Source organism: Mesorhizobium sp. B2-3-14 (genome assembly GCF_006442175.1).
GTDB classification, from domain to species: domain Bacteria; phylum Pseudomonadota; class Alphaproteobacteria; order Rhizobiales; family Rhizobiaceae; genus Mesorhizobium; species Mesorhizobium australicum.
Window position 1 is genome coordinate 372,941 of the sequence record NZ_VFVP01000001.1, and the last position, 13,785, is coordinate 386,725.

General features: G+C 61.8%; 14 protein-coding genes. 9 read left to right on the forward strand and 5 right to left on the reverse strand.

Annotated elements, in window-relative coordinates:
• Nucleotide 1 precedes the first annotated feature (1 nt).
• The 4 genes from FJ950_RS01655 to FJ950_RS01670 form a co-directional block, all read right to left on the reverse strand.
• Nucleotides 2-1,516: a type II and III secretion system protein family protein gene (locus tag FJ950_RS01655; RefSeq protein ID WP_140614761.1), complete on the reverse strand. Its 1,515-nt coding sequence runs from the start codon at nt 1,514-1,516 to the stop codon at nt 2-4.
• Nucleotides 1,513-2,322, reverse strand: coding sequence for a Flp pilus assembly protein CpaB (gene cpaB / locus FJ950_RS01660; protein WP_140614762.1), 810 nt, complete (start codon nt 2,320-2,322; stop codon nt 1,513-1,515). Before cpaB ends, FJ950_RS01655 begins: the two co-directional genes overlap by 4 nt.
• 210 nt (nt 2,323-2,532) lie before the next feature.
• Nucleotides 2,533-3,051, reverse strand: a complete 519-nt coding sequence (locus FJ950_RS01665) for a prepilin peptidase (protein WP_140614763.1) — start codon at nt 3,049-3,051, stop codon at nt 2,533-2,535.
• Nucleotides 3,052-3,239: 188 nt separating this feature from the next.
• Entirely contained in the window at nt 3,240-3,416 is a 177-nt protein-coding gene (locus FJ950_RS01670; protein WP_140614764.1) for a Flp family type IVb pilin, read from the reverse strand.
• Nucleotides 3,417-3,774: 358 nt separating this feature from the next.
• On the opposite strand from FJ950_RS01670, the gene FJ950_RS01675 reads away from it, so the two are divergent.
• From FJ950_RS01675 to FJ950_RS01685, 3 genes are all read left to right on the forward strand, one after another.
• Nucleotides 3,775-4,197 carry a pilus assembly protein N-terminal domain-containing protein gene (locus FJ950_RS01675; RefSeq protein ID WP_140614765.1) on the forward strand — a complete coding sequence of 141 codons (423 nt, stop codon included), beginning with the start codon at nt 3,775-3,777 and terminating at the stop codon, nt 4,195-4,197.
• Nucleotides 4,198-4,335: 138 nt separating this feature from the next.
• Complete coding sequence (locus FJ950_RS01680; RefSeq protein ID WP_015319337.1) at nt 4,336-4,917, forward strand: TadE/TadG family type IV pilus assembly protein; 582 nt, start codon at nt 4,336-4,338, stop codon at nt 4,915-4,917.
• Between the two features lie 91 nt (nt 4,918-5,008).
• Nucleotides 5,009-5,599, forward strand: coding sequence for a TadE/TadG family type IV pilus assembly protein (locus FJ950_RS01685; RefSeq protein WP_224641433.1), 591 nt, complete (start codon nt 5,009-5,011; stop codon nt 5,597-5,599).
• A gap of 5 nt (nt 5,600-5,604) precedes the next feature.
• On the opposite strand, the gene FJ950_RS01690 is transcribed toward FJ950_RS01685, so the two are convergent.
• Complete coding sequence (locus FJ950_RS01690; protein ID WP_140614766.1) at nt 5,605-6,525, reverse strand: phosphate/phosphite/phosphonate ABC transporter substrate-binding protein; 921 nt, start codon at nt 6,523-6,525, stop codon at nt 5,605-5,607.
• 135 nt (nt 6,526-6,660) lie between these two features.
• Here FJ950_RS01690 and FJ950_RS01695 point away from each other — a divergent pair, with 135 nt between their 5' ends.
• From FJ950_RS01695 to dnaN, 6 genes are all read left to right on the forward strand, one after another.
• Entirely contained in the window at nt 6,661-7,902 is a 1,242-nt protein-coding gene (locus FJ950_RS01695) for a phosphopentomutase (protein ID WP_140614767.1), read from the forward strand.
• Nucleotides 7,895-8,785, forward strand: coding sequence for a bifunctional DNA-formamidopyrimidine glycosylase/DNA-(apurinic or apyrimidinic site) lyase (gene mutM / locus FJ950_RS01700; protein ID WP_140614768.1), 891 nt, complete (start codon nt 7,895-7,897; stop codon nt 8,783-8,785). Before FJ950_RS01695 ends, mutM begins: the two co-directional genes overlap by 8 nt.
• Before the next feature lie 33 nt (nt 8,786-8,818).
• Nucleotides 8,819-9,592, forward strand: coding sequence for an enoyl-CoA hydratase (locus FJ950_RS01705; RefSeq protein WP_140614769.1), 774 nt, complete (start codon nt 8,819-8,821; stop codon nt 9,590-9,592).
• Between the two features lie 178 nt (nt 9,593-9,770).
• A complete protein-coding gene (gene rpsT / locus FJ950_RS01710) occupies nt 9,771-10,037 on the forward strand; it encodes a 30S ribosomal protein S20 (protein ID WP_015319343.1) in 267 nt (88 codons plus the stop codon).
• 854 nt (nt 10,038-10,891) lie between these two features.
• On the forward strand, nt 10,892-12,436 hold the full coding sequence (dnaA, locus tag FJ950_RS01715; RefSeq protein WP_015313987.1) for a chromosomal replication initiator protein DnaA: 1,545 nt from the start codon (nt 10,892-10,894) through the stop codon (nt 12,434-12,436).
• 200 nt (nt 12,437-12,636) lie between these two features.
• Complete coding sequence (gene dnaN, locus FJ950_RS01720; RefSeq protein ID WP_015313988.1) at nt 12,637-13,755, forward strand: DNA polymerase III subunit beta; 1,119 nt, start codon at nt 12,637-12,639, stop codon at nt 13,753-13,755.
• Nucleotides 13,756-13,785: the final 30 nt, after the last annotated feature.

Sequence of the window (13,785 nt, forward strand, 5' to 3'; positions counted from 1 at the left end):
TTCACTTGTAGATGAAGCCGACAACGCCATGATAGCGGCCGTTGGGCCTGTCGGTCTGCATGGTGCCGTAGACGCGATTGACACGCCCAAGGAACATGCCTGCCCCGTCGCTTGGAGGGTTGAAATTGTCGTCCGGCTTGGCGAGTTCATTGCGCGCCACCGGCTTCACCAGATAGGGCGTGATGATGATGACGAGCTCGGTCTCGTTGCGCACGAAATCCCTGCTGCGGAAGAGCGCGCCGAGCACCGGGATCTTTGTCAGTCCAGGCAAGCCGTTGACGGCTTGCCTGACATCGTCGCGAACAAGGCCGGCGATCATCATGGAGCCGCCGGAGGGCAGTTCCACCGTCGTATCGGCAAGACGCTTGCGCAGAGACAGGACATTCGTGCCGGGACTTGTCACACCCGAGGACAGCGAAACGGACCCTTCGGTGGTCGGCTCGGAAACCGACGTTCTGACTTTCAGGCTGATGCGACCGGGAGACAGCACCACCGGCTGGAACTCCAGGCCGATGCCATATTCGATCTTGTCGATGGTATAGTTCTTCAGGCCAGTCTGGTTGTCGGTCGACACGTTCGCCGTGACGCCGCTCACCATGTTGTATTCACCGCCGACCTTGAAGGTTGCCTTCTCGCCGGATACGGCAGTCAAGGTGGGCTCGGCCAAGGTCTTCATGACCCCGGACTGCTCCATGGCATTGACATAGGCTTGCAGCCCCGAGGCGCCTATATTGAACCCCGAATTCGACAGCTGCTTACCGAGTCCGGTGAAATTGTCGCTAATCGCTCCATAGCTGATGCCGTTGCTGCCGCCGCTGCCGACCATATTGACGCCGAGCTGCTTCATCACGGAACGGCTGACTTCGGCCACCGTCACCTTCAGCGTGACCTGATCATCTCCGATGATCTGCAGCAGATTGACGATCTGGCTGACGCGGCGCTCCTGGTCCGGATTGTTGATGTCGACACCGCTCTGGGCCGAGCCGCCAGCGGCGGTCTGCGAATATTGTCCCGTCGTCGCTTCACCGCCGGACACAAACATATTTGCCAGCTGTTCGGCACGCTTGGCATCCAAGGGGGTATCCACGGTGCCGGTCAGAACCACGTTGTCGTTGAGCAGTTCCACTTTGACGGCCGAGGTCGGAAGGAAGCGCTTGATATAGTCTTCCAGGCCGGCGACGTCGCGCTCGATGGCCAGGTCCAGGCTGGCGATCTGTTCGCCGTTCGGTCCAAAGACGAAGATGTTGGTTTCGCCGACCGACTTGCCAAAGAGATAGATACGCCTTGCGGTACGGGTCACGGCGTCGGCAACGGAGGGATTGGCGACAAGAATGTCATAGGCATCGCTCGGCAGGTCTATGACCACCGACTTGTTGAGGCCAAGCTTGACGCGCTGGGTGGCTGTCGTGGCCGACACCTGCGTGCTCTTCGCCTCGACGCCCTGCACATTCGCTCCGACGAGCAGCAGGCCGAATGCCATGGCTACGATTGCCGGCAGTTTAGCGCTTAGCCTCATTTCCTTGCCCCTACCTCGGAGACTTCGCCCGACTTGATCAGCCTCACCGTTCCCCTGCGACCATTGCCGGAAACGAGATAGTCGGCCTCGTCCACATTCTTTTCCTGGGTGTCCGTGATCGCCCGCAGCGCCAGCGTCAGGCGATCCGCCATCTGCTGGGCAACGGTGATGATCTCCGCCTGTTTGGGTGTCAGCTCCAGCGTGGCGGTCTGGCCTACCCTGGTCTTCTTGCCTTCCTCGTCTTCCTGGATGGTCTGATCGATTGCCAGGACGCGGATATTCTTCAGGATGGTCTCGGTGCTGAAGCCGGCCCCGGTGTTGGCATCGGCCCTGCGGGTCATGATGACGTCGACGAAATCGTTTGGAAGAATGAAGCCGCCGGCCGAGGTGTCGGCCGATATGGTCGTGGCGACCGCCCGCATGCCGGAAGGCAGGATGGACGACATGAAGCTTTGCCCCTCGCCGATCAGCTTGGAGCGCCGCACGGGCTCGCCCGCATACATCGGCACACGGGCAATCGACCCTTTCAGCTTCTCCAGGGCATCGGGAGCGGTGGCCTTGGTGATGAAATTCGCGTTGATGCCGTCAGCGGGCCAGGATTGCCAGGCGATGCTGTTCTGGAGCGCGTTGCCCATCGCGACATCGCCCGACAGCACGAGCACGTCCTGCAGGGATACCGCCGGGGCCTGGGGGCCAGAATCGACGACGATCTGAGGCGGCGGAGCGACCATGTTTTTTGCGACATAGCCAGCACCGCCCGCCGCGGCCACCGCCACGCTCAGAATAATCAATCGGGATGCTGGCATCTGTCCGAACCCTCGCCCTTGGCAAACCACCTAGCCAAGCCGGACTTTGCAGCGGCAATCGTCAAAACAAGGTTAATGCAATGCTTACGATCGTGATTAATTTAAGGTTTACATAAATTGGATGGATCGCGCCGAGATGCGCTGAAATGCTGGGCCGCCGCTCCGCAAAACGGCTTGCAAGGCATGCCAGCCGACGAAAATTTGATGAATTCAGTTTGCCAGCCTTGCCAGCGCCCATACCATCAAGGGGGAATCCGGGAAGGTCAGCAGTCCGCCCAGGCCGAGCGCGATCCCGTAGGGAACACCGGCCGACTCTTCGGCGAAATGACGCAGGAATGGATTGCGGCCGGTGAAAACCGCCAGCGTCGACTTCCGGTAAAGCAGGATCGCGATTGTCAGAAGGCCGCCGATGAATGTCGAGACGACCAGATATTCGACGAGATGCACGTTGAGCCCCATCCACACGGCCGTGGCGGCCAGCAGTTTGGCGTCGCCGCCGCCCATGCCACCCAAGGCGAACAGGCCGAACGTCACGGCAAGGACGATGGCGCCGGCGGCGAAATGTCCGCCATAGGCTGCCCAGTCCATGCCCGTCAGCGGCGCCACCAGCGCGAAGACGACGACAAGCAGCACCGGCACGCGATTGGCGATCGTCATCGACAGCATGTCGGAGATCGCGGCGAACAGCATGCAGAACGGGAAGACGACGAAGATCAGGGCTTCAAGCATCGGCGCTTATGCCTATTGTGCGGATTTCCAGGATACTCAATCTAGGTCGGTTCGATTAACGATTGATGAGGTCCGCATGAAAAGACGGTCGTTGTCGGCAGCACTCTGGACCGGTCACAGAGAAACAGGGGCCGCAATGTGGCGACCCCTGTCCAGAATGCAATCCAGGTGATCAGCAAATAAGCAGATCAGCTGCCGCTGCTGTTCAGCGTTGTACCGATGGTCGTGAACTTGGCGTTGATGGCATTGCCGAGCGCGCCTGCGCCGGTGATGATGGCGAGCGCGATGAGAGCGGCGATCAGACCATATTCGATGGCGGTCGCGCCGGATTCGTCCTTCACGAAACGTGCGATGAGATTAGACATTCGAGAGCTCCTACTCCACGTGTTACAGCACTTCCGTCAACTTCTGTGATGGTTGATCGGATGCTGCAAATCTAGGGAGAAGCTCTTTCGATCGGCTTAATAAACAGCCTTACCGATTCCTTTCCCGGCTAGAACATGTTGCGTGGTTAACTCCACACTAAGCGCTGGCTAATGTTCTGTTTTGCAGGTCGACGCCGCAAACGGCAAGGGCTTGGGCAGGCTTGCGACGCCTGCACGAGTCCGATGGTGCGCTCGGCCATGCCGACCGCCATATCCGGGCGCAACAAGTCAACTTAACCGTTGGTTCACCAATCTCGTTCATGTTCTGTTGAACAGTCCGCTTGCGTGGAGCGCCTTGATGGCCGTGCCGAGATCCTCAATTCTGATTGCCCTGCTTCTTGCCGCCGCCAGCTTGACCGCGCCCGCCAGGGCCGGTGCCGGGATCGAGGTCACCATGAACCAGGCCAAGATCGTGAAATTGTCGCGCCCCGCCGATACGATCGTCGTGGGCAACCCGGCAATCGCCGACGCCTCCGTCCAGGATGCCTCGACGATCGTGCTCACCGGCAAGGGTTTCGGTGTCACCAATCTCGTCGTTCTCGACCCAGAGGGCAGCCCGATCGTCGACGCACAGGTTACCGTGGTCCGCCAGGCGGCCTCGTCGGTTCGCATTTACCGGCGCGCGGAGGTCCAGACCATGTCGTGCACGCCCTATTGCGAAAGCTCCTACAAGAGCGACGCGGAGAAATCGTCCGAAGCCGAGATGAGCGTCAGCAAATAAGCCATGCGGGCCGTGCCAGCGCCCAGGTTACTGCCTGGTTAAAGCGCCTGCGCCGAGTTTAACGATCATTCAAACCGGACCTCAATTGGTTTGCACTAATACACCTGTCAGCACCGTCCAGGATGGCAGGAACATCGCATGAGCAAGGAAATCGGCTCGACAGATCAACGCAAGATCGAGCGCGCCAGGCCTTTCCAGCGCTTCGTGCGCGACCGGCGCGGCGCCACGGCGCTGGAGTTCGCGCTGCTTGCGATGCCGTTCGCGCTTCTCGTCTTCGCCATCCTCGAAAGCTGCATCTCGTTTGCCAGCCAGGAGGTGATGGCCAACATTACAGACGATGTCGCGCGCCGGCTGCGCACCGGCCAGTTGAGGGCCGCCGACGTCGCCGGAGACAATTTGAAGAACATGATCTGCGGCAAGCTGGAAATCATCGTTTCGCAGGATTGCCCCAATCAGTTGAGCGTCGATCTTCGCCAGTACACGGCTTTCGCCGACGCGGCCCAGGCCGGCTTCAGGATTCAGGGCGGTAACATCCAGCTGACGAATAGCGGCGCCGATGTGCCCTTTACCGTCACGGCGGGTGCGGCGGAGTCAAGGAACATGCTGCGGGTTTTCTACAAATGGCCCATCATGACCAACCTGATGGCGCAGTCGATGGGCGGCAACAAAACGCTGCATTTCGCTTCGGTGACCTGGCAGAACGAGCCGTTCGACAATTGAGACAATCACCGAAGCAACAACAAGAAAAAAGGCAGTGAATATGATGCGTGCGGGGGCACATCAGGGAATTGCTGGGCCCTGGGGCAAATCAATGCTCTGGGGCAAATCAATCCGGTTCTGGTCCAATCGTCGTGGCGTCGCGGCGGTCGAGTTCGCGCTTATCGCGCCTATCCTGCTGGTCATGTATTTCATGACCATGGAGGCTTCGCAGGCCATCGAGACGAGCAAGAAGGTCAGCCGTGTCGGCAGCATGGTCGCCGATCTCGTCACACAACAGCCGACCATCGCCAAAGTGGACCTCGATGCCATCATGAAGATCGGCACCTTGACCCTTCAACCCTATAACCGCTCCGTGCCGGACATCACCATCACGGCCATACAGGTCACCACCGATGCCACGCCGCAGGTCCTGGTGGTGTGGTCGCGCAAGGTGGTCAACGGTGTGAACGGCGTCGGAGCCACCGCCGGCACCGCCACCACGGTTCCGGCAAGCCTCAGGGTCCCCGGAACCTTCCTCGTCCGCGTCGACAGCACCCTGGCCTATAAGCCGATCATCAGCTGGACGACCGACAGCCAACAGAAGCTCGGGTTTGTCGAGACGCTCGCCAAAGGCATGACGATGGGCGAAACCTATTATCTGCGTCCCCGCAGAAGCGTCACGATCCCTTGCAGCGATTGCTGAAAGACTTATTGCCGCCCATCGACCGATACCATCCGCACGATGGCCTCCGCCGCCGCATAGTCCTTGGGAGCCACGGGCATGAAGCCGCCAGCATGCTTCGGCTCCAGAAGGTCGTAGACATCCGGCGTCGTCGATTTGAGGTTGGTGAGGAACACGGTCAGCCGACGCTTGGCTTCCGGATCGAGGTCGCCGCGCACCGCATGGGGACCGTATCTCAGCAGACCCGACGTCCACACGACCTGAAGGGCTGACGCCGAAAGGCCTGATGCCTCGAGCCTTGCCTGGGTGCCCCCGGGCGGTCGCGGCTGACCGTCGGCCGCTGCCTTCACCCAGCCGAACATGGCGTCGGCCTCGCCGCCGACGAGCATGGTTTCGGCCGCCGACGCCGACGGGGCATGGACAAGGAATGGTGCGTCTTCGGCTATCCTGACGTGTTCGGCGGCCAAGCCCGCCAGCGGCAAAAGCGAACCGCCGACGCTGTCCGGCGGCGGCATGGCGATCCGGCGGGTCTCCATGTCAGCCAGGCCGGGCAATTTGCCGTCCCTGGTCAGCAGTACCGAGCGGATGCCGGCCGCACCGTCTGAATCGACCGGAGCTACGAGCGGCTCGACGCATTCGCAGCGTTGCAGCGCCGTGGCGTAGGCGGTCGCCGAATAGATGGCGTATTCGATCCGCGCATTGGCCTGTGCCTCGATCAGTGCCGCGTAATCGCGGGCAACGACGAATTCCACCTTCATGCCGAGCGCATTGGTAAAGGCTTGCGTCAGCACGGCCAGCCCCGGAACGGTATTGCCGGCGCCGGGTTCGGCGACGATACCGATGCGAAATGTGCCGATATCGTCGCGCCAGTCTGCCCACGCCGGTCCACAACAGAACGCACCGTTCACAGCCATGAGGGCAGTCCATGTCTTGAGCGCAGCCTTCATGACAGGACCGCCTTGCCTCTTGTTTCGTCCATGGGCGCCCAACTGGTCGCGACACCTGATCTTTGCGCCTTCCGAATTGCCAAGGCCGCCATGGAACCCTATGTCTTGAGGTCCACACTGGCAACAAATGACCCGATGGCGCGTGCATTCCTCTTTGTCCTGGATTCCTTCGGCATCGGCGGCGCGGCCGACGCAGAACGCTATGGCGACGCCGGTGCAAACACGCTGGCGCACATCGCCGAAGCTTGCGCGGAAGGGCGCGCCGATCGCGACGGGCTTCGTCAGGGACCACTGTTCGTCCCCCACATGGCATCGCTGGGACTTGGCAAGGCGGCCGAGACGGCGACAGGACTGGGTTTTGCTCATTTCGGGACGGACCTGCTCGCCAATGCCTTCCATGGCGCGGCGCAGGAGATTTCGAGCGGCAAGGACACGCCTTCCGGCCACTGGGAGATCGCAGGCCTGCCAGTACGCTTCGACTGGGGTTATTTCCCGGATACGGTTCCCGCCTTTCCGGCCGACCTGACCGAGGCGATCATCCGCGAGGGCAAGGTTTCAGGCATCCTCGGCAATTGCCATGCGCCAGGCACCGAGATCATCGAGCGGTTCGGCGAGGAACACATCCGCACGGGCAAGCCGATCTGCTACACGTCGGTCGATTCCGTCCTGCAGATCGCCGCGCATGAGGTCCATTTCGGCCTGGAGCGGCTTTATGAATTGTGCCAGGTGGTGCGCCGGCTGGTTGACCCGCTGAGGATCGGACGGGTGATCGCGCGCCCCTTCGTCGGCGAGACGTCAGCCACCTTCGAGCGAACCTACAACCGCCACGACTACGCCGTGCCGCCACCCGAAGCGACATTGCTCGACCGGCTGACGGCGCGCGGCAGCCGCGTCATCGCCGTCGGCAAGATCGGCGACATCTTCGCCCATCGCGGGATTTCGCAGGTGCGCAAGGCGGCGGGCAACATGGCCATGTTCGACCAGGCGCTGGGCGCCATGGACGAGGCCGGCGACGGTGACCTCGTGTTCGCCAATTTCGTCGATTTCGACACCGAATTCGGCCATCGCCGCGACATCGCCGGTTATGCCGCCGCACTCGAGGCCTTCGACCGGCGTCTGCCGGAGGCGTTTGCGAAGCTGAAGCAGGGCGACCTTCTCATCCTGACCGCCGACCACGGCAACGATCCGACCTGGCGCGGCACCGATCATACGCGCGAACGCATTCCGGTCATCGGCACTGGACCCGGCCTCAAAGGCGGCGACATAGGACTGAGGGCGACATTCGCCGATATCGGCGAGACGGTTGCCGAACATCTGCGGCTGGCGCGCGGCCGTAACGGCACGTCCTTCCACGCCACGATTGGCGGCCATGCCTGAATTGCCCGAAGTCGAAACGGTCCGGCGCGGCCTGCAGCCGGTCATGGAAGGTGCCCATCTGGCCAAGGTCGAGATGAGACGACCCGATCTGCGCTTCCCCTTTCCCGAACGGTTCTCGGAGCGGCTGACAGGCAGGACGGTCACGGCGCTTGGCCGGCGCGCCAAATATCTGACCATGCATATGCAAGGTGGTCCGGTTCTGATCTGCCACCTCGGCATGTCGGGCTCCTTTCGCATCGAGACCGGCGACGACGACGAGACACCGGGCGTGTTCCATCATGAGCGTTCGAAGAGCGCGGCGCACGATCATGTCGTGTTCCATGTCGTTTCCGCGGCCGGCGCGCGCTCCCGGGTGATCTTCAACGACCCGCGCCGCTTCGGTTTCATGCTGTTTGCGGAAGAGCCGCCGGAGACGCATCCGATGCTGGGCGGGCTGGGTGTCGAGCCCACCGGCAATGCGCTGGACGGCGGTCTGCTTGCCTCGCTGCTGAAAGGCCGCAGAGCGCCGCTCAAGGCAGCGCTTCTCGACCAGAGGCTGATCGCCGGCTTGGGCAATATATACGTCTCGGAGGCGCTCTGGCGCGCAGGCCTATCACCCCTGCGCGAGGCAGGCACCATCGCCAAGCCAGGCAAGAAGGCCAGGGAACAAAGCGAAGGCCTCGCCGAGGCAATCCGTTCGGTCATCGCGGACGCCATCGCGGCCGGCGGGTCTTCACTGCGCGACTATGTGCGCACCGATGGGTCGCTGGGTTATTTCCAGCATTCCTTCGCCGTGTACGACCGCGAGGGTGAGCCTTGCCCCAAGCCCGGCTGCAGCGGCCATGTCCAACGTATCGTGCAGAGCGGACGCTCGACCTTCTATTGCCGGACCTGTCAGAGGTAAGCTAGACCGCCGTCGAGCAAGGAGAAGCAGCCCATGGACTATGAGACGATCATCACCGAGACGCGTGGCAAGGTCGGGCTGATTACGCTGAACCGGCCAAAAGCGCTCAATGCGTTGAATTCCCGGATCCTTGCTGAACTCGTCTCGGCCGTGAACGGTTTCTGCGCCGATCCTGGCATCGGCGCCATGGTTGTTACCGGTTCCGACAAGGCCTTCGCCGCCGGTGCCGACATCAAGGAAATGCAGGCGATCTCCTACGCGGATGCCTACAGCCAGGACTTCTTCGTTGGCTGGGAAGAGTTCACGCGGGCACGAAAGCCGATCATCGCGGCGGTGGCCGGCTATGCCCTGGGAGGCGGCTGCGAACTCGCCATGATGTGCGACTTCATCATTGCCGCCGATACGGCCAAATTCGGCCAGCCCGAGATCACGCTCGGTGTCATTCCCGGCATGGGCGGGTCGCAACGCCTGACCCGGTTCGTCGGCAAATCGAAAGCAATGGACATGTGCCTGACGGGGCGGATGATGGATGCCGCCGAGGCCGAACGTTCGGGCCTGGTGTCGCGGGTCGTTCCGGCCGCCGAACTGGTCGAAGAGGCCGTCAAGGCGGCGGCCAAAATCGCGGATTTCTCGCTACCGTCGGTGATGATGGCCAAGGAAGCGGTGAACCGGGCCTATGAGACGACGCTTGCCGAGGGATTGCGCTTCGAACGCCGCCTGTTCCACTCGCTTTTCGCGCTCGAAGACCAGAAGGAAGGGATGGCGGCGTTCGCCGAAAAACGGAAGCCGAATTTCACCAACCGGTAGACGTGGCGGGCCAGCGTCCGAAACCCGTGGCATCGGCAAAAAGAACGCCAGTCGGCGTTGACGCGCCGGAAAAGCTGAACTATAAGCCGCACCAACCGAGGCGGCCCCGTGGCTGCCCGTTTGTTTTTTGCGCCCTGCGGCACGCCGCGTGCGCCGACCAGATCAGAAGAGAGGCATCATGGCCAACACATCCTCGGCCAAAAAGGCAACGCGCAAGATCGCCCGCCGCGCAGCGATCAACAAGAACCGCCGCTCGCGCGTCCGCACCTACGTCCGCCAGGTCGAGGAGGCACTCGCCTCCGGCGACAAGGCCGCCGCACAGGCCGCCTTCAAGGCAGCCGAGCCGGAATTGATGCGTGCCGCGACCAAGGGCGTGATGCACAAGAACACTGCGTCCCGCAAGGTGTCGCGCCTCGCCCAGCGCCTCAAAGTGCTGTCGGCCTGACATCGCCTTTTCAGGACGATCTTCTTCGAACCCGGCCGATCGCGCCGGGTTTTTTCGTTTGCCGGCAAGTACTTAAAAAGAATAGCCGCAGACAGCCCCAAGTGCAGGCTCCCGAGTTCGAAATGGTTTGCCGGCACATACATGCCCGCTGATGACCGGCACGCTTGAAAAGCGCCGACTGAAAAAACTCCGCCCCGCACAAATAGGCATTTGTTTTCAAATTGTTAGCGACAGTCATCCACAGCTTGTCCACAACGCGCCGAAGGGACGGGAGGACAACTGGCTGTCAAGTGAATTATTTCAGAAAATTTCGCGCTGGCCCGGCTTTTTCATATTCGTCGGAAAAGGGTTTGAATCCCAATGGCTTTGTCAAAATATGCCGCTGCGGCATGGCGCTCCAACCCGCCCGAGGTAACCAGATTCCTTAAAAATCCGTTAGACGTGGCCTTGCCCTATCCACAGCGATTTCGGTAATGTCGATCTATCGAACGGGACGGGCCTCTGGCCCTAACCCAGCCTTACGCGGCCAGCTTAAATTGGCGGGATTTGCGACGTGGATCAAGTCCGCGAACGGGTATGGTTTGCTCTTTTTCGATACGGTAGGGGACTGGCGTAACTAGACATGGCAGGTAGGACGGCGCGCCGGCGCTCTTTCGCCGGACGGCGTTGTATTGCCCTGACATACCCAACGCGGACTGGCTTCCATGGGCCGGCACCGGTTCCCGTCGGATAGTGGGCGACGTTCATTGCCGGCGGCGGCAATGGGCATCGTAGCGAAGACACGGTCGCCGGAAAAGGATGCAGGAGGCGCATCCCCAGCGAAAAACAGGTACAGAAAGGCAAGGAACTCGATCATGCAGAGCGGCATCGAAAGGGAGCTTACGGGCGACCTCCCATTTCCTGGAACTTTGATCGGAGCAAACGAGATGGCGGTCTCCAGCGACGCGGAACAGAAGTTCGACCGGGTCAAGGCCCAGTTGAAGGCGCGCCTGGGAACCGAAGTCTATTCCAGCTGGTTTGGGCGCATGAAGGTCGCGGAAGCGTCCAAGGGCATTGTCCGCATCTCCGTGCCCACCGCATTCCTGCGCTCGTGGATCAACGGCCACTATCATGATCTCATTTCAGAGCTGTGGAAGCACGAGGATCCCGAGCTTCTCAAGATCGAAATCGTCGTGCGCACCGCAACCCGTCAGGGGCGCGGCCAGCCCGAACCGGAATTGGCGCCGGCCCGCAAGATGACGCGGCAGACGCAGACGGCGCTGGCCGCCGGCACCGTCAGTCCAAGTAGGGTGGAGCGGTCTCCGATGCCGCGTCCGGGCGTGCCGGTCGAGAGCGAGTTCCGCCACAATGTCCTGGGATCACCGCTTGATCCGCGTTACACGTTCGGCTCCTTCATCGAGGGACCGTCGAACCGCGTTGCCTTCGCCGCCGCCAAGGCCGTGGCGGAATCGCAGTCGAGCGCGGTACGCTTCAACCCGCTTTTCCTGCATGCCACCGTCGGGCTCGGCAAGACGCACCTGCTGCAGGCCATCGCGGCGGAATCGCTGAAGCAGAACCCGAAGTCACGCGTCGTCTACCTCACCGCGGAGTATTTCATGTGGCGCTTCGCCACGGCGATCCGCGACAACAACGCACTGACGCTCAAGGAGCAGTTGCGCGACATCGATCTCTTAATCATCGATGACATGCAATTCCTGCAGGGCAAATCGATCCAGCATGAATTCTGTCATCTGATCAACATGCTGCTCGACAGCGCCAAGCAGGTCGTCGTTGCCGCCGACCGGCCACCGTCGGAGCTGGAATCGCTCGAACCGCGGGTCCGTTCGCGTCTCAATGGCGGCGTCGCGCTCGAAATGTCGGCGCCCGATTTCGCCATGCGGCTCGGCATGCTCAAACTGCGTCTGGCCACGGCCAGGATCGACGATGCATCGCTGGGCATTTCCGAAGAGATCCTCAACCACGTTGCCCGCACCGTGACCGGCAGCGGACGTGAACTGGAGGGCGCCTTCAACCAGCTCCTGTTTCGCCAGTCGTTCGAGCCGCAGATCACCATCGACCGCATCGACGAGATCCTCGGCCACATCTATCGCACGGGCGAGCCGAAGCGGGTCCGCATCGAGGACATTCAGCGCATCGTGGCGCGTCACTACAACGTTTCGAAGACGGAATTGCTGTCCAATCGGCGCACGCGCACCATCGTCAAGCCGCGACAGGTCGCCATGTATCTGTCGAAGGTGATGACGCCGCGCTCGCTGCCGGAAATCGGACGGCGCTTCGGTGGCCGCGATCACACGACGGTGCTGCACGCCGTGCGCAAGATCGAGGACCTTTCCGGCAATGACAACACGCTGGCGCAGGAACTGGAATTGCTGAGAAGGCTGATCAACGACCAGGCCTGACCGGCTGGAAAGCGCCCGCTTGCGGGGTTGGCCAGCTTTATCCCCAGAAAGCCCGCGCAACCGGCCCGAACCGGTGGCGCGGGCTTGCGTTCACTGGTTTTTTCCTGTCAGTTTGCGTAGATTCTGAAGCCTGTTCAGAGCTTTCGCGGGGCGCCGGCAGCCGGAGACCCGTTCATTCATTCAAGCGAGCCTGTTTCGTCATGCGTGTTATCCTGGAACGGTCAAATCTCCTGAAGTCGCTCAACCACGTGCACCGCGTGGTCGAACGGCGCAACACCATACCGATCCTGTCGAACGTGCTTCTCAGCGCGGACGGCGCCAGCCTCGAAATGAAGGCCACCGACCTCGACCTGGAGGTGACGGAAGCGACGCCCGCCAAGGTCGAGCGCGGCGGCGCGACGACGGTCCCCGCGCACCTGCTCTATGACATCGTGCGCAAGCTCTCCGACGGCGCCGAGGTAATGCTGAAGACGGATGAGGACGGCAACGCCATGACGGTGACGTCGGGCCGCTCGAGCTTCCGCCTGCAGTGCCTGCCGCAATCCGACTTTCCCGAGCTTTCGGCCGGATCCTTCTCGCACATCTTCCGCCTCGATGCGGTGGCGCTGAAGGGCCTGATCGAGAAGACGCAGTTCGCCATCTCCACCGAGGAGACACGCTACTATCTCAACGGCATCTACCTGCACACGCACGAAGTCGGCGGCAAGCTGAAGCTGCGCTCGGTGGCAACCGACGGCCATCGGCTGGCGCGCGCCGAGATTGACGCGCCGGCCGGCTCCGAGGGCATGCCGGGCATCATCATTCCGCGCAAAACAGTGAGCGAGTTGCAGAAACTGGTCGACGATCCGGATGTCGCCGTGACCACCGAACTGTCCGACACCAAAATCCGCTTCACCATCGGCAGCGTCGTCCTCACCTCGAAGCTGATCGACGGCACCTTCCCGGACTATCAGCGGGTCATTCCGACCGGCAACGACAAGAAGCTGATCCTCGACCGCCAAAGCTTCGCCGCCGCGGTCGACCGGGTCTCGACCATCTCTTCCGAACGCGGCCGCGCGGTGAAGCTCTCGATCAGCGAAGGCCAGGTGACGCTTGCGGTCAACAATCCGGATTCAGGCAGCGCCACGGAAGAACTGGCGGCCGACTATTCGGCCGACCCGATCGAGATCGGCTTCAACGCCAAATACCTGCTCGATGTCGCCGCGCAATTGACCGGCACGGAGGCCAAATTCATGTTGGCCGATGCCGGTTCGCCGACGCTGATCCACGACATGGCCGATGAGACCGCGCTTTACGTGCTGATGCCGATGCGGGTATAGCCGGCGCGGCGTCGCTGGCGATACGACTAG